This window comes from Anabaenopsis sp. FSS-46, assembly GCF_029891665.1.
In the GTDB taxonomy this organism is placed as follows: domain Bacteria; phylum Cyanobacteriota; class Cyanobacteriia; order Cyanobacteriales; family Nostocaceae; genus Anabaenopsis; species Anabaenopsis arnoldii.
In genome coordinates this window covers 38,409-61,505 of the sequence record NZ_JANQDG010000111.1, presented here as the reverse complement: position 1 = coordinate 61,505, position 23,097 = coordinate 38,409, and the positions used below count along the sequence as shown (strand labels likewise).

Annotated in this window: 25 protein-coding genes and 1 other RNA gene; 11 read left to right on the top strand and 15 right to left on the bottom strand. The window is 43.9% G+C overall.

Annotation, left to right across the window (positions count from 1 at the left end):
• The first annotated feature begins 3 nt into the window (after positions 1-3).
• Entirely contained in the window at positions 4-1,035 is a 1,032-nt protein-coding gene (egtD, locus tag NWP21_RS13080; protein ID WP_271732326.1) for an L-histidine N(alpha)-methyltransferase, read from the top strand.
• A 149-nt stretch (positions 1,036-1,184) separates the two neighbouring features.
• Positions 1,185-1,916 carry a hypothetical protein gene (locus NWP21_RS13075; RefSeq protein WP_271732327.1) on the top strand — a complete coding sequence of 244 codons (732 nt, stop codon included), beginning with the start codon at positions 1,185-1,187 and terminating at the stop codon, positions 1,914-1,916.
• Positions 1,917-1,927: 11 nt separating this feature from the next.
• Here NWP21_RS13075 and NWP21_RS13070 read toward each other — a convergent pair whose 3' ends face one another.
• Together NWP21_RS13070 and NWP21_RS13065 are read right to left on the bottom strand one after the other, a co-directional pair.
• Positions 1,928-3,058 (bottom strand): quinone-dependent dihydroorotate dehydrogenase, encoded by a 1,131-nt coding sequence (locus tag NWP21_RS13070; RefSeq protein ID WP_280793045.1) that lies wholly within the window; start codon positions 3,056-3,058, stop codon positions 1,928-1,930.
• 183 nt (positions 3,059-3,241) lie between these two features.
• Complete coding sequence (locus NWP21_RS13065) at positions 3,242-3,604, bottom strand: four helix bundle protein (protein WP_280793044.1); 363 nt, start codon at positions 3,602-3,604, stop codon at positions 3,242-3,244.
• 119 nt (positions 3,605-3,723) lie between these two features.
• On the opposite strand from NWP21_RS13065, the gene NWP21_RS13060 reads away from it, so the two are divergent.
• From NWP21_RS13060 to NWP21_RS13045, 4 genes are all read left to right on the top strand, one after another.
• Positions 3,724-4,116, top strand: a complete 393-nt coding sequence (locus NWP21_RS13060) for a hypothetical protein (protein ID WP_280793043.1) — start codon at positions 3,724-3,726, stop codon at positions 4,114-4,116.
• Between the two features lie 29 nt (positions 4,117-4,145).
• On the top strand, positions 4,146-7,016 hold the full coding sequence (locus tag NWP21_RS13055; protein ID WP_280793042.1) for a WD40 repeat domain-containing protein: 2,871 nt from the start codon (positions 4,146-4,148) through the stop codon (positions 7,014-7,016).
• Positions 7,017-7,179: 163 nt separating this feature from the next.
• Positions 7,180-7,335, top strand: coding sequence for a DUF2256 domain-containing protein (locus NWP21_RS13050; RefSeq protein WP_271732329.1), 156 nt, complete (start codon positions 7,180-7,182; stop codon positions 7,333-7,335).
• 75 nt (positions 7,336-7,410) lie between these two features.
• Positions 7,411-8,358 carry an isoaspartyl peptidase/L-asparaginase gene (locus NWP21_RS13045; RefSeq protein WP_280793041.1) on the top strand — a complete coding sequence of 316 codons (948 nt, stop codon included), beginning with the start codon at positions 7,411-7,413 and terminating at the stop codon, positions 8,356-8,358.
• 63 nt (positions 8,359-8,421) lie between these two features.
• Here the strand turns inward: NWP21_RS13045 and NWP21_RS13040 are convergent, their stop codons facing one another.
• The 3 genes from NWP21_RS13040 to NWP21_RS13030 form a co-directional block, all read right to left on the bottom strand.
• Entirely contained in the window at positions 8,422-8,844 is a 423-nt protein-coding gene (locus NWP21_RS13040; RefSeq protein ID WP_280793040.1) for a DUF29 family protein, read from the bottom strand.
• A gap of 42 nt (positions 8,845-8,886) precedes the next feature.
• Entirely contained in the window at positions 8,887-10,239 is a 1,353-nt protein-coding gene (glmU, locus tag NWP21_RS13035) for a bifunctional UDP-N-acetylglucosamine diphosphorylase/glucosamine-1-phosphate N-acetyltransferase GlmU (RefSeq protein ID WP_280793039.1), read from the bottom strand.
• Between the two features lie 72 nt (positions 10,240-10,311).
• Positions 10,312-11,196 (bottom strand): MnmC family methyltransferase, encoded by an 885-nt coding sequence (locus NWP21_RS13030; RefSeq protein ID WP_280793038.1) that lies wholly within the window; start codon positions 11,194-11,196, stop codon positions 10,312-10,314.
• Between NWP21_RS13030 and NWP21_RS13025 the strand changes: the two genes are divergently transcribed.
• The gene (locus tag NWP21_RS13025; RefSeq protein ID WP_280793037.1) at positions 11,195-12,016 is read left to right on the top strand and encodes a sulfurtransferase; all 822 of its coding nucleotides are present in this window, start codon (positions 11,195-11,197) and stop codon (positions 12,014-12,016) included. The two genes, NWP21_RS13030 and NWP21_RS13025, sit on opposite strands and share 2 nt — an antisense overlap.
• On the opposite strand, the gene NWP21_RS13020 is transcribed toward NWP21_RS13025, so the two are convergent.
• The 3 genes from NWP21_RS13020 to nifJ form a co-directional block, all read right to left on the bottom strand.
• Positions 12,017-12,340, bottom strand: a complete 324-nt coding sequence (locus NWP21_RS13020; protein ID WP_280793036.1) for a hypothetical protein — start codon at positions 12,338-12,340, stop codon at positions 12,017-12,019.
• 154 nt (positions 12,341-12,494) lie between these two features.
• The gene (locus NWP21_RS13015) at positions 12,495-12,686 is read right to left on the bottom strand and encodes a hypothetical protein (RefSeq protein WP_280793035.1); all 192 of its coding nucleotides are present in this window, start codon (positions 12,684-12,686) and stop codon (positions 12,495-12,497) included.
• Between the two features lie 318 nt (positions 12,687-13,004).
• Complete coding sequence (gene nifJ / locus NWP21_RS13010; RefSeq protein ID WP_280793034.1) at positions 13,005-16,553, bottom strand: pyruvate:ferredoxin (flavodoxin) oxidoreductase; 3,549 nt, start codon at positions 16,551-16,553, stop codon at positions 13,005-13,007.
• 127 nt (positions 16,554-16,680) lie between these two features.
• Between nifJ and NWP21_RS13005 the strand changes: the two genes are divergently transcribed.
• The 3 genes from NWP21_RS13005 (at position 16,681) to NWP21_RS12995 (ending at position 19,053) form a co-directional block, all read left to right on the top strand.
• Entirely contained in the window at positions 16,681-16,845 is a 165-nt protein-coding gene (locus NWP21_RS13005) for a hypothetical protein (protein ID WP_280793033.1), read from the top strand.
• A 93-nt stretch (positions 16,846-16,938) separates the two neighbouring features.
• Positions 16,939-17,679, top strand: a complete 741-nt coding sequence (locus NWP21_RS13000) for a cytochrome c biogenesis protein CcdA (RefSeq protein ID WP_280793032.1) — start codon at positions 16,939-16,941, stop codon at positions 17,677-17,679.
• Between the two features lie 3 nt (positions 17,680-17,682).
• The gene (locus tag NWP21_RS12995; protein WP_280793031.1) at positions 17,683-19,053 is read left to right on the top strand and encodes a cytochrome c biogenesis protein; all 1,371 of its coding nucleotides are present in this window, start codon (positions 17,683-17,685) and stop codon (positions 19,051-19,053) included.
• A gap of 57 nt (positions 19,054-19,110) precedes the next feature.
• Here the strand turns inward: NWP21_RS12995 and queF are convergent, their stop codons facing one another.
• The 5 genes from queF to NWP21_RS12970 form a co-directional block, all read right to left on the bottom strand.
• Positions 19,111-19,527 (bottom strand): preQ(1) synthase, encoded by a 417-nt coding sequence (gene queF, locus NWP21_RS12990; protein ID WP_271732352.1) that lies wholly within the window; start codon positions 19,525-19,527, stop codon positions 19,111-19,113.
• Between the two features lie 27 nt (positions 19,528-19,554).
• On the bottom strand, positions 19,555-19,953 hold the full coding sequence (locus NWP21_RS12985) for a hypothetical protein (protein WP_271732354.1): 399 nt from the start codon (positions 19,951-19,953) through the stop codon (positions 19,555-19,557).
• A gap of 220 nt (positions 19,954-20,173) precedes the next feature.
• Positions 20,174-20,560, bottom strand: coding sequence for a hypothetical protein (locus NWP21_RS12980; RefSeq protein ID WP_280793030.1), 387 nt, complete (start codon positions 20,558-20,560; stop codon positions 20,174-20,176).
• A 26-nt stretch (positions 20,561-20,586) separates the two neighbouring features.
• Positions 20,587-20,683: signal recognition particle sRNA small type (ffs, locus tag NWP21_RS12975), an RNA gene on the bottom strand.
• Positions 20,684-20,720: 37 nt separating this feature from the next.
• Positions 20,721-20,987: a YciI family protein gene (locus NWP21_RS12970; RefSeq protein ID WP_271732357.1), complete on the bottom strand. Its 267-nt coding sequence runs from the start codon at positions 20,985-20,987 to the stop codon at positions 20,721-20,723.
• Positions 20,988-21,131: 144 nt separating this feature from the next.
• Between NWP21_RS12970 and NWP21_RS12965 the strand changes: the two genes are divergently transcribed.
• Positions 21,132-21,413, top strand: coding sequence for a DUF4090 family protein (locus NWP21_RS12965; protein WP_271732358.1), 282 nt, complete (start codon positions 21,132-21,134; stop codon positions 21,411-21,413).
• Positions 21,414-21,476: 63 nt separating this feature from the next.
• On the opposite strand, the gene petA is transcribed toward NWP21_RS12965, so the two are convergent.
• Positions 21,477-22,478, bottom strand: coding sequence for a cytochrome f (gene petA, locus NWP21_RS12960; protein ID WP_271732359.1), 1,002 nt, complete (start codon positions 22,476-22,478; stop codon positions 21,477-21,479).
• Between the two features lie 60 nt (positions 22,479-22,538).
• Positions 22,539-23,078 (bottom strand): cytochrome b6-f complex iron-sulfur subunit, encoded by a 540-nt coding sequence (gene petC, locus NWP21_RS12955; RefSeq protein WP_271732361.1) that lies wholly within the window; start codon positions 23,076-23,078, stop codon positions 22,539-22,541.
• Positions 23,079-23,097: the final 19 nt, after the last annotated feature.

Below are 23,097 nucleotides of genomic sequence, written 5' to 3'. Positions count from 1 at the left end.
TGAATGTCAATATCTCAGGTTGCTAGTAGCTTCACTTCTGAACATAGTATTGAAGAGCGCTTACAAATAGAGCATTTAATCCCCAAAAACCCCCTATTTGTTCCCAGTGCTGGGAGTGATGTAATTAAGGGATTAACTCAAACACCCAAAACCCTTCCCGCTCGTTATTTCTATGATGACCGTGGCTCTGATTTATTTGAGCAAATCTGTGAGTTACCAGAATATTATGTCACACGTACAGAAACCAAAATTTTACAGCAATATGCTGGTGAAATTGCCAGGATCACCGGACCTTGTGAATTGGTAGAGTTGGGTAGTGGTAGTTCCACCAAAACTCGTATAATCTTAGATGCCTACGCACAACTAGGCCACACCCTGCAGTATATGCCCATTGATGTCAGTGCAGGGATATTAGAAACCAGTGCTAAACAGCTATTAGCAGATTATCCCTCTTTGAAAGTTCATGCCCTAGTGGCAACCTATGAGTTAGCATTAGCACAAATATCGCCGACAAAATTATTCAGCAGAATGATTAGTTTTATCGGTAGCAGTTTAGGTAATCTCAATCCCCAAGAATGTGATGTGTTCTTTACTCAAATTACCAACGCTTTACAAGTGGGTGATTATTTTCTCCTGGGTATAGATTTACAAAAGCCCAAACATATCGTAGAACCAGCTTATAATGATGCCCAAGGTGTGACAGCAGCTTTTAACCTGAATATGTTAGAGCATTTAAATCACCAGTTTGAAGGGAATTTTGACACCACCCAGTTTGAACACTGGGCATTTTACAATGAAGCTCAAAGTCAAATTGAGATGCATTTACGCTCTTTGCGATCGCAGTCTGTAGAATTAAGCGCCCTCAACCTCACCGTTGATTTTGCTCCGGGGGAAACTATCCTCACAGAAATCTCCCGCAAGTTTAATCTTAACATGATGCAAGAACAGCTCACCGCCGGGGGTTTAGTACCCATCCAGGGGTGGACTGATGCTGATGGCTGGTTTGGTTTATTGCTTTGTCAGCTACAAGCATAAATTTTCAGTAATTTAAGGGGGGGAGGCAGTTTTTCCCCCTCCCTTCACAGCCGATTGGCGGGAGTTTTGCCAAAAGATACAAAAAAATGTCACACTTTTTGCCAAGATGATAGTATTATTTTCCCAAACTTCAATTGGCAATGGTCGGCATGAGTGAAAAAATAATAGACAGCAGCGGGAAAGGTTTTCTCGTTCTGCTTTTGCCAATCTCGTTTTTAATTATTTTCCTGGTTGCTACCTGGAAAATTTTGCTGGTTATGTTAATGGTAATCATTGGCTTCCGGGCTGTGCAAGAATATCAATGGCAAAAGTGGACTGAGCAAGTTAATCCGATTTTTAATGAGTTGCTCTGGGAAACCCAAGGCAAAATTACCGCCATGGATTTAGCAATTAAGGGTAATTTTTCCGGAACAACGGCAAAACGCTATTTAGATAGTAAAGCTAGTGAGTTCGGTGCGAGTATACAGCCTTCACAGGATGGCGGTGAGGTTTATTACTTTATCAGCGCCAGTATTCTCGGCGATATCCTGGACAGTAGCGAACCGGTTACACAAGTTTCACCTTCCTCAGTCACTCAAAGAAACCTATCTCTTTTAGCCCCACCAGCAACCCCACCAGTAAATTTAGAATCAGAAACTGAAGCACCACCACCAGAAACCCATCAAGCAGTTAAGCGCTCACTAGAACAACAGTTAATGTTTGGTTCTCTCATCCAATCGGAACTAGCCAAGCGACTAAATGTGTATTCTAGCACGGTGTATAAACGGCGTAATGATCCAGACTTTTCGGAGTGGAGTCGCAACAGAGACCCTGATAGTATTGCTTGGAAATACTCAGAAAAAACTAAGGAGTTTTTTCCCCTAGAGGAAGGTGAAACATGATTGATGTTTAGTTATTCACAATTGTTGATACCTACAGCCTCGGTGATGGAATTTAACTGATGTTTTTCCAGTTCTAACAGCAAACCTTCCAGAATACGGCGCACCATCATTGGTCCTTGGTAAATCCAACCGGTGTATACTTGAATTAAACTAGCACCTGCAGTGATTTTTTCCCAAGCGTCTTGGGGGGTAAAAATGCCACCGACACCAATAATAGGGATGGTTCCTTGGGTTTGCTGCCAAATATACCTAATTACCTCAGTGGAGCGATCGCGTACCGGCGCACCGCTAATTCCCCCAGGCTCCTCCTGGGGTGATTTGCCTGTTTGCTCAATTACTTGAGTTCTCAATCTATCCCGGCTAATGGTAGTATTAGTGGCAATAATCCCAGCTAATTGGTAAGTTTTCGCTAAACTGATAATGTCTGCGATCGCCTCCCAGGTTAAATCCGGGGCAATCTTGACAAAAACCGGCTTTTGTGTCTGGTTTTCCTGTTGTAATAAATCCAAGATGGTACTCAGCATAGCAGCATCTTGGAGCGATCGCAGACCTGGAGTATTAGGAGAAGAAACATTAACCACAAAATAATCACCCAAGTCCTTGAGTAAGCGAAAACTATGTAAATAATCTTCCCCTGCTTCCTCTAGGGGTGTCACCTTAGATTTACCTAAATTTATCCCTATGGGAATTGTTCGCCCTAAATCTTGGTAATCTGTGCTGAGTCTGGTAGCCATTGCTGCAGCACCACTATTATTAAAACCCATGCGATTAAGAGCAGCTTGATCCAATGGTAACCGAAATAACCGCGGACGGGGGTTTCCTGGTTGGGGTACAAAAGTCACAGTTCCTAGTTCTGCAAAACCAAAACCCAGACTAGACCAGATTTTTGCCCCCACCCCATCCTTATCAAAACCCGCTGCTAACCCCAAAGGGTTGGGAAACCTTAGCCCCCATAAATTTTGTTCTAAGCGTGGGTCTTGCAGACATAAAGACTGCTGTAAACGTCGATTAACCCAATGAGCAGAAGGGTTGCGAGTGTGGGAGAGCCAGTTTAAAGTACTAATAGTTTGCTGATGTAACCACTCTGGGTCAGCCTTGATGACATTAAATAATACGGGACGAATTACTTGGTAAAAATCCATTGTCGGTTTTACTTGAGGGAACAGGGAACAGGGAACAGGGAACAGGGAAGAAGGAATGGGGAATGGGGAATGGGGAATGGGGAACGGGGAACAGGGAACAGGGAAGAAGGAATTAGGAATTAGGAATAGGAGATGCGGAATAGGGAATGAGGAATGGGGAATTAGGAACAGGTGGAAAAAATTTTAATTTTCGAGTTTTTTAATAAGACTAATAATCATTCGGCTTTCCTCTTTTAATAGGTTAAGAATCATTTCTATATCTTTTTCTGTGCATAATCCTACCCGCTCTGATAAAATTATGTGAGTTTCTAATTCATTAACTGACCCTTGCGCTATGTTTAGAAATCTTACATATTCTCCTTTATATCGTCGTCCATATCCTTCAGCTATATTCGCTGGAATAGATACTGCACTTCTTCTGATTTGTTGAACCATAGCATATGACTCATCTTTGGGAAAAAGTTTAGTTAGGAAGTAGCATCTTTCAGCAATATCCATCCCTTTTTGCCAAATCATTAAGTCTTTAAAGTCATTAATATCCGACATTCTTCCCATTCCCCATTCCCTATTCCCTGCTCCCTGCTCCCTGTTCCCTGTTCCCTGTTCCCTGTTCCCTATCCCCATTATTAACTATTTTCTCCCATAAAACTAATTAAGGATGAAATATGGACCCTATTTCTATGATTATTGCGGCTTTAAGCGCCGGTGCTGTAGCTGCTAGTAAAGATACCGCAGAGAAAGCAGTTAGAGATACCTATGAAGGGTTGAAAACCTTAATTAAAAAGAGGTTTGCTGACCAGGGTAAAGAAGATGATAGTAATATTATAGACAAGTACGAGAAAAAGTTAGAATCACCAGCATTTAAGGAATTACTCAAAGAAGAGTTAATTAATTTAAGTGCAGAGCAGGATCATAAAATCATTGAGTTAGCAGAAAAATTACTGAAGCAGGGAGAAGCTGAAGAACCGGCAGCATCTAAGTATAATACAGTCTTTCAAGGAGAAGTGAAGGGGGCGCAAGTAGGCGATCGCAACACACAGAACAATACATTTACCTAACTATATTTACTTAAAAGTCGAGTAATTCAGTGGATCAAACAAGTTCTCAATATCATTCACCCTTTGAACAAGAAGTCAAAAGTGCTGTAGTTGGCGAACATAACGTTATTTACAACTACTTCTACTACAGAGAACAAGTCAACCCCCCAAGCCCATCCAGCCCAGATGATGAAAATCTCCCTTGTCCCTATCAAGGCTTATTTCACTTTGGACCAGAGGAAGCAGATTTTTTCTTTGGGCGGGAAATATTTATCGAACAACTGTATACTGCTACACAAAGCCGTAAATTTATCCCCTTACTGGGTGCATCAGGTAGCGGTAAATCCTCAGTAGTCTTAGCGGGATTAGTACCTAGGTTACAAAAACAAGGTAGTTGGCAATTTACCCACTTTCGCCCTGGTTCAGAGCCATTCCATGCCCTAGCCTTAGCATTAGTTCCACTTTATACCCCCGAATTAAACGCCACAGAAAAAATAGCCCAAGGGCGCACCTTAGCCACATACTTAGAACAAGGCACTATCAGTTTATCCGATGTTTTCGCCCAAATTCAGCAGAACCACCCGACTCACCGGGTGTTACTGATAGCAGACCAATTTGAAGAAATTTATACCCTATGTCCCCAGCAAGAAATTCGCCATCAGTTTTTAGATTGCCTACTAGCTAGTTTAACAAAACCAAGCTCCCAGATGGTTTTAGTTACCACCATGCGGGCGGACTTCCTCGCCAATGCCCTATCCTATCGTCCCTTTGCCGACGTTTTGCAAAATGCTGACCTGAAAATTGCCGCCATGAACCGGGAGGAACTCACACAGGTGATTACCAAACCGGCAGAGAAATTAGGAGTATCCTTTGAGGGGGGACTAGTAGAAAGAATTTTAGATGATGTAGCAGACCAGCCAGGAAATTTACCATTACTAGAGTTTGCCCTAACACAGTTGTGGAACCAGCGCCTGGGTAAACAATTAACTCACAGCATTTATGAAGCAATTGGGGAAGTAGAGGGAGCATTAGCTCGCTATGCAGATGAGAAATATGGCAACTTGACAGCAGCACAAAAAGAAAAAGTCCAGCGGATTTTTATTCAACTAGTACGCCCAGGGGAGGGAGCCGAAGACACAAGACGCATAGCAGTGAAAGCAGAAATGGGGGAAGAAAGTTGGTCGTTAATCAAAGAATTAGCAGATGCGCGGTTAGTGGTGACTAGTCGTAACGTCACCGCACAAGAAACAGTGGAAGTAGTCCATGAGGCGTTAATTCGTAACTGGGGAGAACTGCGGACATGGATAGATAGTAACCGGGAGTTTAGAGCCTGGCAAGAAAGACTCAGAGCCGCCAAGGAACAATGGAAAGCCACGGATAAAGATCCTGGTTCATTGTTGCGTGGGGCTGCACTAGCCCAAGCCCAGGAAAAACTGCAAGAGCGCCCAGAGGATTTAATTGATGAACGAGAGTTTATTGAGCAGAGTATTCAAGAACAGAGCCGCATAGAACAGGTGGAAATTGCACGGCGAAAACGGGAAATCACCACCGCTTGGGGAATTGCGGCGGGTTCCTTAGTAGCAGTGGTGGTCAGTATTGCCTTGGGTCTAACAGCTATGCAACAGCGGAACCAAGCCGAACTAAATGAAGCCGAATCTCTGGGGCGGTATAGCTTGTCTCTGTTTAAAGAACATAATCAGTTAATGGCCCTGGTCGAGGCTATTAGAGCCGGGAAAATCCTTCAGGATAGAAGGGAAAACCATCCCGAGGTAATTGCTGCATTACAAAATATTTTTTACGCCAGCCAGCGCTGGCGCTGGCAAGGGCATGATAGAGGGGTTTCGAGTGTCACCATCAGCCCGGACGGCAAAACCTTGGCTTCTGGGAGTTGGGACAACACCATCAAAATCTGGGATGTAGGTACGGGGGAACTTCGGCGCACCCTCCAAGGGCATGATAGAGGGGTTTATAGCCTCACCATCAGCCCGGACGGCAAAACCTTGGCTTCTGGGAGTGATGACAACACCATCAAAATCTGGGATTTAGGTACGGGGGAACTTCGGCGCACCCTCCAAGGGCATGATAGAGAGGTTAATAGCGTCACCATCAGCCCGGACGGCAAAACTTTGGCTTCTGGGAGTTGGGACAACACCATCAAAATCTGGGATGTAGGTATGGGAGACCTGTGGCGCACCCTGGAAGGGCATAATGGCGGGGTTTTGAGCGTCACCATCAGCCCGGACGGCAAAACCTTGGCTTCTGGGAGTACTGACAAGACTATCAGAATCTGGGATGTAGACACCCAGAAAATCATCCACACCCTGGAAGGGCATAATAGCACGGTTTTGAGCGTCACCATCAGCCCGGACGGCAAAACCTTAGCTTCTGGGAGTGGTGACAAGACCATCAAAATCTGGGATTTAGGTACGCGGGACCTAATCCGCACCCTCCCAGGGCATAATGGCGGTGTTTCGAGCGTCACCATCACCCCGGACGGCAAAACCTTGGCTTCTGGGAGTCATGACAACACCATCAAAATCTGGGATTTAAATACCGGTAACCTGAAGCGCACCCTCCAAGGGCATAATGACGTAGTTTCGAGCGTCACCATCAGCCCGGACGGCAAAACCTTGGCTTCTGGGAGTTGGGACGACAGCATCAAAATCTGGGATTTAGCCACTGGTGGCCTAATCTGCACCCTGGAAGGGCATAGTAGCTGGGTTTTGAGCGTCACCATCAGCCGCGACGGCAAATTAGCTTCTGGGAGTTACGACAAGCCCATCAAAATCTGGGATTTAGATTTAGATTTAGACTCTTTAATACAGCGCAATTGTGATTGGGTGCGGAATTATCTCCAGAATAGTTCCGAGGTCAGTCAGGAAGATAGGGGCTTGTGTGATGACATCCGCTCATCAATCTGAATATAAAGCCTTTTGGTGTGTCTTATGAAGTACACACCAATTTACTCCTTACTCCCTGTTCCCTGTTCCCTGTTCCCTGCTCCCTGCTCCCTGCTCCCTGTTCCCTGTTCCCTGTTCCCTGTTCCCTCTTCCCTAAAACTCAAACACCGTTTACCTCACATATATGGGGCGTAAAGTATCTAAATCCGACCTACCTGAAAAAATCTGTCCTGTATGTCAACGTCCCTTCACCTGGCGCAAAAAATGGCAAGATTGTTGGGATGAGGTGAAATACTGCTCAGAACGTTGTCGTCGTCGTCGTTCTCAAGTTCAAAATTAAAGGGACTGCAAAAAACACTATTTCCTAGTTACATTAATGGGAATACACACGCACATAGCGCAAGGGTGATAAATCATGAGGGTGCAACCAAAAGTAATTATTCATGGGGGAGCTGGTAGTTCTCTCCAAGGTAAAGGAGGTTTAGAGTCCGTACGCCATTCACTACATACCATAGTCGAGGCGGTTTATTCTCTACTACTGTCAGGCGCAACTGCATCTGAGGCGGTGTTGCAAGGTTGCAGAATGTTAGAAGATAACCCCCGCTTTAATGCTGGTACTGGTTCGGTACTGCAATCGGATGGTCAAATTCGTATGAGTGCTTCTTTGATGAATGGCGCATCGGGGCGTTTTAGTGGTGTAATTAATGTTTCACGGGTAAAAAATCCCATTGAGTTAGCACAATTTTTACAAAGTTCCCCAGACCGGGTACTGTCGGACTACGGAGCGGCGGAACTAGCACGGGAGTTACAAATTCCCAGTTATAATGCTTTAACTGATTTAAGATTACAAGAATGGATACAAGAACGCCAGGATAATTTTCAAAGCACTATGGCTGGTGTGGTGGCAGAACCGGAATTAGCCCCAAGTAGTAATGCAGGGCGGGGGACTATTGGCGTAGTAGTTTTAGATACTTATGGTTGTGTGGCTGCGGGTACTTCTACCGGCGGTAAAGGCTTTGAGCGCATTGGTAGAGTCAGTGATTCTGCTATGCCGGCTGGTAATTATGCTTCTAGTTATGCTGGGGTTAGCTGTACCGGTATTGGGGAGGATATTATTGATGAGTGTTTAGCCGCTAAGATTGTGGTGCGGGTAAATGATGGTATGTCTCTCAAGGATGCAATGCAGCGCTCCTTTACGGAGGCGAGTCAAAATCATCGGGATTTAGGGGCGATCGCACTAGATGCGACTGGGGTAATCTCATGGGGTAAAACCAGTCAAGTCTTACTTGCTGCCTATCATAATGGTGAGGCGATTGGTGATACTTTAGAATGGAATGATGGCCAGTTAATCGGCTATTGTTAAATTCACCGGAAGGCTATCTAGTCCCCTCCCCTTGTCAGGGGAGGGTTAGGCTGGGGTGAGACTTCAACCATGAATGAGTTGTAAAGCCTGCGTTAATATTTCTGATTCTTCAACCATAGTGGCTAATTCTTCAGCTTCATAACGCCCTTCAAAGGCTTCTACGGATGCTTTTTTGAGTGCTATTTCATATCCTTGTTGGAGAATATCGCGCATTTGTGCATAGTTGAGATAATTACCCCCTGATTTGCGCCGCTGATTGATTTTTTTGATTTCCCGCACAGCATTGGCCATGGAAATCTCCCAAGAGCGAGTTAAACGTTTTTCTGCTTGCTGTTTAATTAAGTGGATGAGAAGAATAACCCCATAACTATCAATTTTATTGATTTTGTCGCTGAGGCTCATTTCTTCTAACTCATCCACCAGCAGTAAAGCTTGCTCAATTTTGCCTTGTTCTAGAAGTCGCCTGAGTTCTAGTAGTTCTTCCATGTTGAAGACGAGAATTTGGGCTACACTATTAATCTAACTAATTTAACCATCCTTTTTTATCTGCCAATCTGGTTTGACTACCTGACGACTACGAGCAATTACCAAGGAATTATCAGGAACATCTTCTGTGACAGTGGAACCTGCGGCTACGTAAACATCATCACCTAAAGTCACCGGTGCTACTAAAACACTATTAGAACCGGTTTTAGTGCGATCGCCTATGGTGGTATGATGTTTGTTCACACCGTCATAGTTAGCGGTAATTGTCCCAGCGCCAATATTGACTTGTTGACCGGTGGTTGTATCGCCTAAGTATGATAAATGTGCCGCATTAGTGCGATCGCCTAACTGAGTATTTTTCAATTCTACAAAATTACCGACCCGGCAATGACTACCTACCTCAGCATGACCGCGTAAATGAGCATAGGGACCAATCTTACTACCAGTCTGCACCACACTATCAGTAATTACCGAATACTGCACCCTGACATTTTCACCCAAGTGGCTATTTTCAATTAAACACCCAGGTCCAATGCGACTCCCGGTATTAATAAAAGTATGACCTCGCAGGTGGGTTTGAGGTTCAATAATCACATCTGCCTGTAACTCTACCGTATCATCAATAGTGATGCTGTGGGGGTCAATCAGGGTAACACCAGCAGTCATCCATTTTTCTTTGACTCGCCCTTGTAAAATTTCGTATGCTGTGGCTAATTGTAGGCGGTCATTAATGCCTAAAATTTCTTGGTAATCTTCCACATCCACAGCCATCACCTGACCCACTTGAGTCACAGCATCAGTGAGATAATATTCCTTCTGAGCATTATTTGCTTGTAGGTGGGGTAGAACCTGCTCTAATTGCGGCCAATTAAAACAATAAACCCCCGCATTAATGCGGCGATTTTGTCTTTGAGCAGCGGTACAGTCCTTATGTTCCACAATTTGCTGCACTACATTCTCACTATTACAAAAAACCCGCCCATAGCCTTGGGGTTCAGGAACGTGAGAAGTCAGGATAGTAGCGGCGTTATGATTGTCTTGGTGAGTTTGTAATAAGTTTTTGAGGGTCTGAGTGCGTAATAAAGGGACATCCCCATTTAAAACCAGCAAATCCCCAGTATAACCCTGTAAATGGGGTAGTAGTTGCTGGATAGCGTGACCTGTCCCCAGCTGCTCGGTTTGTTCCACAAACTCTAAAACCGGGGATTTGATGGCGGTTTTCACTTCTTCACCCTGATACCCTACAATCACCATCCGTCGTGAGGGTAAAAGCGGTTCTACACTGTCAAGAACTCTTTGTACTAGCGATCGCCCCCCCAAATGGTGTAAAACCTTGGGTAAGTGTGATTTCATCCTTGTACCCCGTCCCGCCGCCAGAATTGCTACAACTACCATAATTTAGTTATCATAGATTTGGCCTCAAATCATACCAGCTTATCAATGTGATGTCATATAGCTGATGTGAGACTATTTTGCTGAAAACCAGCGTTTGCGCCAACTAGAAGTAGGTTCTAGGGGAGAAACTTCCTGTTCTTGGTTCCGTCGTCTGAGGATGACATCAGCAGCATCTATTAATTGTGGGTCGCGGTAAGGAACAGCAGCACGGGTTTGTAAATGCTCTTTTTCCGATTCACCAAGGGGTGGGAGACTATTCCCAGGATATGCCGCAATTGTACCAGGCGATCGCCTACCCACAGGAGGAGTAGAACCGATTTCTAACCCCGCAGCTAACAGCGCCGTGCGCACCGCAGCAGCACAAGAATAAGTTGCTAGCAAACCTTGGGGATGTAAACACCCAGCTACCTTGTGGATAAACTCCACAGTCCATAACTGAGGACACCGGGGAGGAGAAAAGGGGTCTAAAAAAATTGCATCAGCGAGAAACCCTGATTGATGTACCTGGGTAATTAAATTTCTCCCATCCCCAATCAGCAGTTTCCCCTGAAACCGACTTGTTTTCACTTGCTGCTCAACAGCCAATTGAGTTAAAATCGCCTTATACTCATAGTGCCAATTATCAAATAACCCATGGGCGATCGCTGCTTGTGGTACAGATGGATTCAGTTCTAAGCCAATTAACTCTACATCACAATGGGGATTCACCGCCCAAATTGTCTGCAAAGCGGCGGCTGTGTTGTATCCTAGACCATAGCAAATATCTAAAATTCGCAAACTTGGTTTAACAGCAGAGGTTTCTAATCCAGTAGGAGCTACAAACTTTAAAAAACTTTCCTGTTTAGCTCCAAAATGGCTATGAAACAATTCACCAAACTCATCAGAGACAAAGGTGAATGAACCATCTGCTGTTACTTGTGGTTTAAATTCTTCTAAATTTGGCGTTGCACTTGTCATGAATAACACCCAAATTGCTGTTTCCCCTGCTTGGTTATTTGCACATCTTAACGATCCAGATATCGTTATTGTTGATTGTCGCTTTTCTCTGGCTCATCCACAACTGGGAAAACAACAATACCAAGCCACTCATATCGAGGGTTCCTATTACCTAGATTTAAATTTAGACCTTTCTAGTCCTGTTGGTCAACATGGCGGTAGACATCCTTTACCAAATGTCCATGATTTCGCCGAGAAATTAGCAGCAATCGGGGTAAATTCTCAAAAAACTTTAGTTGTAGCCTATGATGATTCCCGCTTCGCCTTTGCATCCCGTCTGTGGTGGTTATTACGCTACCTAGGACATCAGCAAGTAGTCGTATTAGATGGAGGGTTTACAGCATGGCAACAAGCTGGTTATCCTGTCACCGATATCATACCCCAACCCAGACCAGGACAGTTTGAACCAATGGTAAATCCGGACTTATTAGTAAACTATGAAACCGTCAAAACTCGCAAAGACCTACCCACAGTCACCTTAGTAGATTCCAGAGAAGGCGATCGCTACAGGGGGGGACGAGAACCAATAGATAAAATTGCTGGTCACATTCCCGGTGCAGTTAACTATCCTTGGTTGGAAATTACCGACTCATCCGGCTATTTACTTTCACCCTCACAGCAACGCCAAAGATGGGATAAACTAGCAACATCCCCAGAAATTATAGTTTATTGTGGTTCCGGTGTCACTGCCTGTGTAAATTTACTTTCCTTAGAACTAGCTAATATTCACACCGGAAAACTTTATGCTGGTAGTTGGAGCGATTGGATTAGTTATGATTAGTTATTTACCCCCATCTTCCAAATCGGCTATAGCGTAAGCAAACTCACTAAAAGCAGTTTTAATTAACATCTCTTTCATACTTCTGTCTAACCGAGAGTTGCGGATGATATCAGCTAACTCCACAAACAGCAAAGAAAACATATAACGGTCTTGGCGGTCAACTTGTTTTAAACAAGATAAGATAAAACTATAAAGCTCTGTTTGTCGTGGTTTAGTTTGTTCGTCCCACATTTTCAAACCAAGGCGGAAAGTTTTCAGGCGAATTTCATTACTGTTATAAGACGTATCTTTGTAGCGAACTGATACGCGATGGGGGATGTCCATAAGTTTTCGGGATGGAGATTGGGGATAAACTATTATTCATGTGTTTTTTGGTCAATCCGGACATTTTTGATGTAGAGATATAGAAATACCACATCTCCACATCAGATTATTTCCTATCCCTCATTACCTCAGAGAGTTTGTAGGGTTAGCTAAGTTAAAATCTATCACCAAAGTCATCCTCAAATCCATCGCCAAAGCCGCCACCTCCGCCTCTTACACGGAAGTAGGAACCACAACGGGGGACGATGACACGCCGAGGACAGCGTCGTCTTCCTCCACAGAGCAGCTGTTGCTCCTGTGTAGTCAATTCAACCATAAATTCTGGTGCGATGACTGCTAATGTCATAATTATTTACCTCACTTACAAATTAGGCGGTAAAGATATCGCTACCTAACTACATAACTGTAAGAACTGCTGATGAATAATTCATAACACTCAAGGTATAACCTATACTCTACCCAAAGACCAACCTATTCAAAAACTCAGGTGTTTGACTAGTAGTTTATATGATCATGGGCGGGTAAGATGACCTGTTAATGATTTGGGCATTTAGATTATAGGACTTACGCAACTGGCACAGGCGATCGCGAAGCGCTGGATAAAAATAAAAATCCCCTCCCAGCTTGCGGGGTTGGGGTATCAATTGTCATCAACAAGGAAATATTACCGATTCGCCAAATATTGATACATTTGCCAACGGGCGTTAACTTCCCCTTGAGCTTGGTCTAACAATTGTTTAGCAAGTTCCGGGTGACTCTTGGTCAACATCTTGAAGCGATTTTCTTGATACATGGATGGTTCTACCGATTGGGTAGGCGATCGCATATCCAATTGCAGAGGATTTTTACCTTGAAGTTGCCACTCTGGGTTATGGCGATACAACAACCACCGACCTGATTCTACCAGAGATTTCTGATGATTCATCCCTGTAGTCATATTAATGCCGTGGGCGATGCAATGGCTGTAAGCAATAATCAATGAAGGACCATCAAAAGCCTCTGCTTCCAGAAAAGCCTTGAGGGTATGTTCATCTTTGGCACCCAAAGCCACACTAGCCACATAAACATTACCATAGGTCATAGCCATCAAACCTAAATCTTTTTTAGGTGCGGGTTTACCACTAGCAGCAAACTTCGCCACCGCTGCCTTGGGCGTGGCTTTGGATGATTGACCCCCAGTGTTAGAATAAACTTCTGTATCCATGACCAAAATATTCACATTTCGCCCACTGGCTAACAGATGGTCAATACCGCCAAAATCAATATCATAAGCCCAACCGTCACCGCCCACAATCCAAACACTCTTCCTGACTAAGTAGTCAACTAGGGACTTGAGACTGTGAACTTGGGAGATGAGACGGGGGTCAGAAGTGGTAATTTGCTCTAACTGTTGTTTGAGTAACTCTACCCTTTCCCGTTGTTCCCAGATTTCCGCCTCTGATGTTTGTGTAGCTGTCAAGATAGAATTAACAAGTTTTTCTTCTAGTTGACTTCCCAAACTTTGCAATAACTCCGCTGCAAATTCCGCCTGTTTATCCAAAGACAGACGGAAGCCAAAACCAAACTCGGCGTTATCTTCAAATAAACTATTAGACCATGCGGGTCCGCGTCCTTGAGCGTTGGTTGTCCAAGGAGTAGTAGGGAGGTTTCCCCCATAAATAGAAGAACAACCCGTCGCATTCGCAATCACCGCGCGATCGCCAAACAATTGTGTTAATAACTTTAAATAAGGTGTTTCACCACAACCAGCACAAGCACCGGAAAACTCAAACAGTGGTTCTTGTAGTTGTTGTTGGCGAATTTGGTTCACCTTTAACTGTCTGCGGTCAGGGTGAGGTAAACTCAAGAAGAAATCCCAGTTTTGCCGTTCTTGTTCCCGTAAAGGTAACTGGGGAGCCATATTAATGGCTTTCTGGGACGGTTCAACCTTACTTTTAGCCGGGCAAATATGTACACAGATAGCGCATCCTGTACAATCTTCTGGGGCGACTTGAATCGTGAACTTCTGCTGACTAAAACTCTTATCCTTAGCATCCACAGATTTAAAGCTACCCGGAGCATTAATTAACTCATCCGGTAGATAAACCTTAGCCCTAATAGCACTGTGGGGACAAACCATCACGCACTTACCACATTGTACGCAGATATCCGGTTCCCATACAGGTATATCTTCAGCAACGTTACGTTTTTCCCATTTAGCTGTACCAGTGGGAAAGGTTCCATCAGCAGGTAATGCACTTACAGGTAATTCATCACCACGCCAAGCCATGATTTCACCCAGGACATCCCGGACAAATTCCGGCGCACTGTCTAGTAATTCCAGCTTTTGGGTTTTGACCTTTGACTTTTGCGCCGTTGGGGGTATATCAACTTTATGTAAGTTAGTCAGGGTGTTATCTACTGCTTGTAAGTTCTTCTGGACAACTTCCGACCCTTTCTTACCGTAGGTCTTTTCAATAGCTGTTTTAATTTTACTAATTGCTTCTTCTTGGGGTAACACACCTGCTAAGGCGAAAAAGCACACCTGCATAATAGTGTTAATTCTCCCACCCATACCACTGTCACGGGCGACTTGGTTGGCGTTAATAATGTATAATTTCAGTTGTTTACTGATAATTTCTTCCTGGATTTTGGGGGGTAAATGTTCCCAGACTGTATCCGCACTATAGGGACTATTCAGCAGTAAAGTTGCTCCCGGAATGGCAGCTTTTAATACATCTATCCGTTCCAAAAAGCCCCAATGATGACAACCAATAAAGTTAGCCTTGTCTATGAGGTAAGTGGAGCGAATTGGTACCGGACCAAAGCGCAGGTGAGAAACCGTCATTGACCCAGACTTTTTGGAGTCGTAGACAAAGTAACCTTGGGCGTAGTTGTCGGTTTCTTCCCCAATAATTTTAATAGAGTTTTTGTTAGCACCTACTGTACCATCTGAACCTAAACCATAAAACATTGCTCTAACAACGTTATCTGCTTCCGTGGAGAAGTTGGGGTCAAAACTCAAAGATGTATGATTGACATCATCATTAATACCAATAGTAAAGTGATTTTGCGGTTCTGCTTGAGCCAGATGATCAAAAATTCCCTTGACCATAGCTGGGGTAAATTCCTTGGAGGACAGACCATAACGACCACCGATAACTTTCGGCTTATTTCCCCCAGTTTCATGAATGGCGGTGACTACATCTAAATATAAGGGTTCCCCCGCGCTCCCTGGTTCTTTGGTGCGGTCAAGGACGGCGATCGCCTCTACGCTCTTAGGTAAGACCGCCATAAATCTTTCCACATCAAAGGGGCGATAGAGTCGCACTTTCAGCACTCCCACCTTTTCCCCCAAGGCGTTGAGATAATCTACAGTTTCATGGACAGTTTCACAACCCGAACCCATGAGAATAATTACCCGTTGTGCATCCTCCGCACCGTGATATTCATAGATTTGGTAATATCTGCCTGTAATTTCCCCAAATTCATCCATGAGGCGTTGGACAATAGCAGGAGTTGTGTTATAATAGGGGTTAGCAGCTTCCCGGGACTGAAAGTAAATATCGGGATTCTGGGCTGTACCCCGCAATAACGGACGGTCTGGGGTGAGGGCGCGGGCGCGATGGGCTAAAATTAGATTTTCTTTAATCAGCGATCGCAATTGTTCATCTGATAATAAATTGACTTTCTGCACTTCATGTGATGTGCGGAAACCATCAAAGAAGTGCAGAAATGATATACGTGTTTCCAGAGTAGCAGCTTGGGCGATGAACGCAAAATCATGGGTTTCCTGCACCGAAGCGGAACACAACAGGGCGAAACCTGTAGCACGGCATACCATGACATCACTATGATCACCGAAAATTGATAAAGCGTGGGTAGCCAAAGAACGCGCGGCGACATGAACCACAGTACTAGTTAATTCACCGGCGATTTTGTAGAGGTTAGGTATCATCAACAGCAACCCCTGGGAAGCGGTGAAGGTGGTACTCAAAGAACCCGTTTGTAACGCGCCATGTACAGCAGCAGCTGCGCCACCTTCACTCTGCATCTGGACGACGCTGGGAATAGTATTCCACAGGTTGGGACGGTTTGCAGCTGACCAAGCATCTGCCCATTCACCCATGGCTGAGGAGGGTGTGATAGGGTAAATGGCAATTACTTCGTTTAATTTGTACGCAACACGCGCAACAGCTTCATTACCGTCAATGGTTGCAAAGTTCTGGTTCATGTGTGTTCTCTTTCTTTTGTGTGTAGCGATAGAGAATTTGGCAGATTTTATATGTATTTATCTATAATTTTGACTCTGTTGGGAATTCTATCATTTGCTAAATTTTGACATCTGTTGTAAATTAATTTTGTACTCACTCTTATCTGTGTGTGATGGTTGGGGTTTGGCGGTGTTGCTTATGAGTTTTTGGGGTGGTGGTTCGGGTTTTTTAACGCAAAGGTACGCAAAGGTACGCGCAAAGGTACGCAAAGGTTTACCTGTTCTAGAAGTAGAATATATTTATGGCTGGTAGGGTGATAGTTAACCATCTGAATTTTAGCCTCAACATTAATCCTATAATCAGCTAGAATGCTAATATAACAAGCATTTGCCGGTTAAATATCCCATGCTGGAGACTCTACAAACACGATTTTACGAACTAGAACAATTTGCCAATGGCTTAGTATCTTCCCAACTAACCCACATCAGTCTACTAAGTATTGGCATAATTTTTGCAGCTGGTTTACTTACTAGTCTTACCCCCTGTATGCTTTCTATGCTCCCAATTACTATTGGTTACATTGGGGGTTATGAAGCTAAAGGCCGCTTACAAGCAGCAGCTCAATCTACATGGTTTGCTTTAGGTTTAGCGACTACCCTGGCAGGTTTAGGGATTGTAGCAGCTTTTGTTGGTAAAGTCTATGGTCAAGTGGGAGTCGGTTTACCAATTATCGTCAGTATGATCGCCATTCTCATGGGGTTGAACTTACTAGAAGCATTACCCCTACAATTTCCATCTTTAGGTGAAACTAAGTGGATTTCCTCAGATTTACCAGCGGGGGTGCGGTCTTATTCCCTGGGTTTAACCTTTGGTTTGGTTGCTTCTCCTTGTAGTACTCCAGTTTTAGCCAGTTTACTGGGTTGGGTGGCTAGTACACAAGATTTAATTATGGGCGCTGTGTTGTTACTATCATACACAGCCGGCTATGTAGTACCTTTGATTTTAGCCGGTACTTTTACTGCTACTATCAAAAAGCTGCTGGAACTCCGGCGGTGGTCTGGTTGGATTAATCCAGTTAGTGGGGTGCTATTGGTGGGATTTGGTGTATTTTCTTTAATTTCGCGGTTTCCCTTGAGCAGTTTTTAAGCAATGACTACAGAAAATTCAGCATTTACAGCATCTTGGTGGTCAGTACCGGGGCGAATATTGCGCAAGGAGGTTTTACCTGTACTCACTAATTTACGCCTAGCGATCGCACTTTTACTATTAATTGCTGTTTTTAGCATTAGCGGTACAGTCATCGAACAAGGTCAGTCACCGGCATTTTATCAGACTAACTACCCCGAACATCCAGCTTTATTTGGTTTCTTAACTTGGAAAGTAATTCAAGTCGTGGGTTTAGACCATGTATATCGCACTTGGTGGTACTTGGGGTTATTGATTGTATTTGGTGCTAGTCTGACAGCTTGTACCTTCACCCGTCAACTACCAGCTTTAAAAACCGCTCGTCGGTGGAAATATTACCAAGAACCGCGACAATTTCAAAAGTTAGCATTGAGTGCGGAATTAGATGATATTTCTGTGCAATCCTTAAAGCAAATCTTACACAAGCGCAAGTATACAATATTTCAAGAACCGGAAAAACAGGATATTCTTTACGCCCGCAAAGGAATTATGGGACGTATTGGACCTATTATCGTCCATGTGGGGATTGTCACCATCCTCCTGGGGGGAATTTTGGGAGCGATGACTGGATTTATTGCCCAAGAAATGATATCTAGTGGTGATACATTTCAAGTAAAAAACATTATAGACGCGGGACCATGGGCAAACTTCCAAAACCTCAAAGATTGGTCTGTGCGCGTAAATCGGTTTTGGATTGATTACACTCCCACCGGTGGAATTGACCAATTTTATTCCGATATGTCGGTAGTGAATAACCAGGGAGAAGAAATTGATCATCAAAAAATTTTCGTGAATCAACCCCTGCGCTACCATGGAGTCACATTTTATCAAACCGATTGGGGAATTTCCGCGATTCAGATTAAATTTAATAATAGCCCCATCTTTCAATTACCTATGGCTTCCTTAGACACAAAAGGTAAAGGAAGACTGTGGGGAAGTTGGATACCCACCAAACCAGACTTAAGTGAGGGGGTTTCCGTCATCGCCAAAGACTTGCAAGGAATGGTATTAATTTATGATTCCACAGGTAAACTAGTAGATACAGTCCGCACAGGAATGTCCACTAACATTAATGGCGTTAACTTAAAAATAGTCGATGTTATAGGTAGTACCGGATTACAAATCAAATCAGACCCTGGCATCCCCATAGTATACAGCGGATTTGCCCTATTAATGTTAGGCGCAACCATGAGTTATTTTTCCCATTCCCAAATTTGGGCATTAAAAACAAGCGATCGCCTGTATATTGGAGGTAAAACCAACCGAGCCCAAGTAGCATTTGAAAAAGAGATTTTAGAAATACTAGAAACCCTCTCATCCCCAGCAAAAACATAAAAGCAGACAGAGGAACCCTTTGCGTACCTCTGCGCTGACCTTTGCGTACCTTTGCGTTTAAACATCCTTCTGGTGACGCACTTCCACCACAGTATGGACATTACCACGGGGGGTAAAATCTGCCTTAATAGTCACTGCTAGCGGGTCACAAGCAGCCACAAAATCATCTAAAATTTGGTTAGCCGACTCTTCATGGGAAATATAGCGATCGCGGTAACTATTAATATAGAGCTTCAAAGCCTTTAACTCTACCACCCGTTGATCTGGGACATAGGTAATATAAATCGTAGCAAAATCAGGATAACCAGAAAAAGGACATTTACAAGTAAATTCTGGTAAAGTGATACTCACATCATATCGCCGACCCACACGGGGATTAGGAAAAGTAATTAATTGACCTTCTGCAATTTCCCGTTCTCCATACTTCATTTCTGACTGTGACTCAGATACCGTTTCCGATGAATAATTGTTCATACTTTCAAAGATATATAAATAATGGCTCTAATTTTCTTTTTCCCAATCAGGACAATTTTCATCATCCCACCCATGGGGATGCATAGCACAGACTAACAAATTACCACCGTAAACTTGACCGTGATAATTCTGACAACCTATACAAGCAGCATTCCTTTGTGGTGTTGCTTCTACTCCGTAGGGGAAACCAATGTCTGTATCTATCATCACATCTTCCAGTTCCCAGTAAACCTCCAAAATAGGATCTGTTAGTTCCTGTAAATACTGGTCAATTTCCGTAGCTATATAATTTTGTACCTGATCAGATAATTCTTCGCTGACTTCAAAAAATCCATCTATCATGTCACTTACTTCCAGTAAAAAACGCTCTACTTCATCAGCTACAGTTTCCAGGATTTCCCCTAAGTTTTTTTGCCATTCTTCCATAAACTTACGCCCTTACTGAATGTCAACAGGACGTTTAGTGCTACCAGGCTTGCACCACTATAATACATCCTACTAGTCAATGTATATTATCAAATTTCTGCACTTAAGATTCCCGGTTTTCTGTGAAACTTCACTATCTCTGGTAAACCGGATGATTCATTTATCTTAACTCAAACAATAATACACCTAGTTTAAGTATCGCTAGTATTAAATACTACTCTTATTCGCTTTTTTGCAGTTTTTTCAACTGTTCTTGTAGTTGGAGAACTTGCTCACGCAGTTTATCAACATTATTTGCATCTTGGGAATCTTTGACGGTTTCCCCTTCATCTTCTTCTAAAATTTCAATGCGGCGGGGTTCAGAGGCTGGTTTTTGCTCCGGAGTTTCACTAGATTTCGGCGACTGTTGGGCTTGTTTCATCATATCTTCGACAAAACGCCGGGCTTCTTCCGTGTTCATTTCGCCCTTAGCCACCATGTCATCCGCCAGGTTCTGGATTTGCGATCGCAGTTCACCCAACTTACCCCCTGCTTTCTCAGTGGCGTAAGCAGCCAATCCTACACCCAAGTAAAAAGCTTTTTGAACAATATCTCCAAAACCAGGCATTGTTACTCAGCGCTGCTAAAAAATAGGGCGACCCGGATAATACGCCTACTATAAGCATCCCGTATTGCTGCTACCTTCCGGTCCTGACAAGATTTGGGCGTTACAGTCGCGTATGTCCAGGTCTACGACTACTATAACACTAAAATCCCCAAAGTGTGTGTTATTCCACAACAATTTTCCATTCATAAAGCTGATAAGTCACACAGCCATGCTGCACCAATGGGTCACGAGCCACAATGGACTCTGCTTCATCCCTAGAGTCCGCCTCAAACAGTAACATTCCGCCCCTGTCTTCTACCCAATAGCCTGTGCGGGCTTTGTGTCCTTGAGCAATCAAATCCTCAACATAGGCTTTATGGGCGGGGACATATTGGTCAAAGGTGGATTTATCAACTTTACCGGCTTCAATTTTCACAAACAAGGGCATTTAATTAGTACCTCGTAATTTTTTGTATCTGATTGTGAAGTAAAGTTACCTCAAAATTAGCTCATTCATCCGCAAGACTCGATATTTTTTCTTGATCCGGGAAAGACTGGTAAAATCTACCCAGAGAATTGAGAATAAAATACCATGAGTACAACTAAAGGTGCTGATGCCATCGATGAAGCGATCGCCCAGGGAATTGATTTTGATGGTTCCCCCATTCCCCCAGAAAAACTAGAACTGTATAATCAGGTGATGGGATTAGAGGCCAATAGACAACGCAGTGGTGTATCGAATACCATGCGATCGCGGATTGTGCGCATTGGCGCTAAACACATTCCACAACCAGAACTAGATCAAATGCTAGTAGAAGCAGGTTTTGCGCCCCTCAAACCCAAAGAAATCGCTTTTTTCTACGCCGGTAAATAAGTTAACATACAAAAAAAGACAGGCAAAATGCCTGTCCTCATACTCATTGATTTAGCAAAGAATTTAGAAATTAAGTTCAGCAGCTTGGACTTTTTCCACTTGCTTCTTCTTGAGCACAAGCATAACTTGAGCTAACATCACAAGAGCAATGAAGGCAATCAATCCTTGAACCCTTGCGGAATTTTGCAATACAATTTCTACATCTTTCTGACCAAATCCACCCACATTGGGGTTATTAGTCAAAGCATCACCAGCAGTAACAGATTGTCCTTCGGAAACAATCAATTCTGGACCGGGGGGAATGGTATCAATAATGGTATCGCCAGATTCTGTTTGGATGTTAACTAGATATTTGGCACTACCATATTCATCTTCTTGTTTCGCAATCTGAGTAATTGTACCAGTAGCGGAAGCATTGTAAATGGTATTATTGCTCTTTTCGCCAGTAGGATAAACTTGTCCACGTCCACGGTTTGCGCCTAGGTGAACTGAATATTTACCGAAGTGAATATTTTTATCGGTAGCTGGGTTAGGAGAAAGAACTGGGAAGACGATTTCTTGATACTGTTCACCGGGGATGGGTCCTACAAGCAGCACATTCTCCTGGTCTTCAGTGTAGGGTTGGAAGTAAACATCACCTACTTCCTCTTTAAGTTCCTCAGGAATGCGGTCTGCTGGTGCAATTTTGAACCCTTCGGGTAACATCAGTACAGCGCCGACATTCAAGCCAACTTTAGAACCATCAGCCCCAACCTGTTGGACGCTGGTATCATAGGGGATTTTCACCACTGCTTTAAACACAGTATCAGGTAGAACTGATTGAGGAACTTCTACTTCTGCTGGTTTAGCTGCTAGGTGACAGTTAGCGCAAACAATCCGCCCTGTCGGTTCCCGGGGAGTTTCAGGATAGGTTTGTTGAGCCCAAAAGGGATAAGCGGCAGCGCTTTGAGGTAAGGCTAGATCGCTAGTCAAGTAAAATGTCAAGGTAGCGATCGCTATGAGCAATGTTTTGACCATTGCTTTAGCAGTGCGAGTCACACTCGCTGTGGTACAGGCATTTCTCATCTCTATAAGGACAATGATTCTCTGGTTAACTGGTCATTGGTGATTAGTCGCGGCACTTAATTAAGACCACCAAGGTTCTTCACCGGTACGGAAGTCGGTTTCAGTCCAAGGGGTCAAGACGATTTTGTCATCTTCTGCTTTGGCGTGTGCGAGAGCCAAAGATAGCGGTGCTGGGCCTCTGACCACCTTACCAGTTGCATCGTACTGGGAACCGTGACAAGGACACTTAAACTTGTTCTCTGCTACATTCCAGGGAACAACACAGCCTAAGTGTGTGCAGATAGCATTAATACCGTAATCAGCAATAGCTTCTTTGCTTTCTACCACAATATAGGTGGGGTCTCCCTTGAGTCCTTGAACTAAGGGGCGATCGCCTACGTTATGGCTTTCCAGAAACTTACTTACACTAACATTATTACCCAACTCGTCTTTTGCAGTGGTACCGCCACCCGCGCCACCGCTGGCAGGTGGAACAAAGTACTTGACTACAGGGTACAATGCACCCAGAGCCACACCAGTTACAGTTCCAAAAGTCAACAGATTCATGAACTGACGACGCCCCATATCGGGTACGTCCATTGATTCAGAAAATTGAGCCATAATCTACGCGCTCTTTGTG

Excerpts from the sequence above, each read along its gene's own strand:
- egtD (WP_271732326.1), top strand. The coding sequence starts at position 4 with ATGTCAATATCTCAGGTTGCTAGTAGCTTCACTTCTGAACATAGTATT.
- NWP21_RS13075 (WP_271732327.1), top strand. The coding sequence starts at position 1,185 with ATGAGTGAAAAAATAATAGACAGCAGCGGGAAAGGTTTTCTCGTTCTG.
- NWP21_RS13070 (WP_280793045.1), bottom strand. The coding sequence starts at position 3,058 with ATGGATTTTTACCAAGTAATTCGTCCCGTATTATTTAATGTCATCAAG.
- NWP21_RS13065 (WP_280793044.1), bottom strand. The coding sequence starts at position 3,604 with ATGTCGGATATTAATGACTTTAAAGACTTAATGATTTGGCAAAAAGGG.
- NWP21_RS13060 (WP_280793043.1), top strand. The coding sequence starts at position 3,724 with ATGGACCCTATTTCTATGATTATTGCGGCTTTAAGCGCCGGTGCTGTA.
- NWP21_RS13050 (WP_271732329.1), top strand. The coding sequence starts at position 7,180 with ATGGGGCGTAAAGTATCTAAATCCGACCTACCTGAAAAAATCTGTCCT.
- NWP21_RS13045 (WP_280793041.1), top strand. The coding sequence starts at position 7,411 with ATGAGGGTGCAACCAAAAGTAATTATTCATGGGGGAGCTGGTAGTTCT.
- NWP21_RS13040 (WP_280793040.1), bottom strand. The coding sequence starts at position 8,844 with ATGGAAGAACTACTAGAACTCAGGCGACTTCTAGAACAAGGCAAAATT.
- glmU (WP_280793039.1), bottom strand. The coding sequence starts at position 10,239 with ATGGTAGTTGTAGCAATTCTGGCGGCGGGACGGGGTACAAGGATGAAA.
- NWP21_RS13025 (WP_280793037.1), top strand. The coding sequence starts at position 11,195 with ATGAATAACACCCAAATTGCTGTTTCCCCTGCTTGGTTATTTGCACAT.
- NWP21_RS13030 (WP_280793038.1), bottom strand. The coding sequence starts at position 11,196 with ATGACAAGTGCAACGCCAAATTTAGAAGAATTTAAACCACAAGTAACA.
- NWP21_RS13020 (WP_280793036.1), bottom strand. The coding sequence starts at position 12,340 with ATGGACATCCCCCATCGCGTATCAGTTCGCTACAAAGATACGTCTTAT.
- NWP21_RS13015 (WP_280793035.1), bottom strand. The coding sequence starts at position 12,686 with ATGACATTAGCAGTCATCGCACCAGAATTTATGGTTGAATTGACTACA.
- nifJ (WP_280793034.1), bottom strand. The coding sequence starts at position 16,553 with ATGAACCAGAACTTTGCAACCATTGACGGTAATGAAGCTGTTGCGCGT.
- NWP21_RS13000 (WP_280793032.1), top strand. The coding sequence starts at position 16,939 with ATGCTGGAGACTCTACAAACACGATTTTACGAACTAGAACAATTTGCC.
- NWP21_RS12995 (WP_280793031.1), top strand. The coding sequence starts at position 17,683 with ATGACTACAGAAAATTCAGCATTTACAGCATCTTGGTGGTCAGTACCG.
- queF (WP_271732352.1), bottom strand. The coding sequence starts at position 19,527 with ATGAACAATTATTCATCGGAAACGGTATCTGAGTCACAGTCAGAAATG.
- NWP21_RS12985 (WP_271732354.1), bottom strand. The coding sequence starts at position 19,953 with ATGGAAGAATGGCAAAAAAACTTAGGGGAAATCCTGGAAACTGTAGCT.
- NWP21_RS12980 (WP_280793030.1), bottom strand. The coding sequence starts at position 20,560 with ATGCCTGGTTTTGGAGATATTGTTCAAAAAGCTTTTTACTTGGGTGTA.
- NWP21_RS12970 (WP_271732357.1), bottom strand. The coding sequence starts at position 20,987 with ATGCCCTTGTTTGTGAAAATTGAAGCCGGTAAAGTTGATAAATCCACC.
- NWP21_RS12965 (WP_271732358.1), top strand. The coding sequence starts at position 21,132 with ATGAGTACAACTAAAGGTGCTGATGCCATCGATGAAGCGATCGCCCAG.
- petA (WP_271732359.1), bottom strand. The coding sequence starts at position 22,478 with ATGAGAAATGCCTGTACCACAGCGAGTGTGACTCGCACTGCTAAAGCA.
- petC (WP_271732361.1), bottom strand. The coding sequence starts at position 23,078 with ATGGCTCAATTTTCTGAATCAATGGACGTACCCGATATGGGGCGTCGT.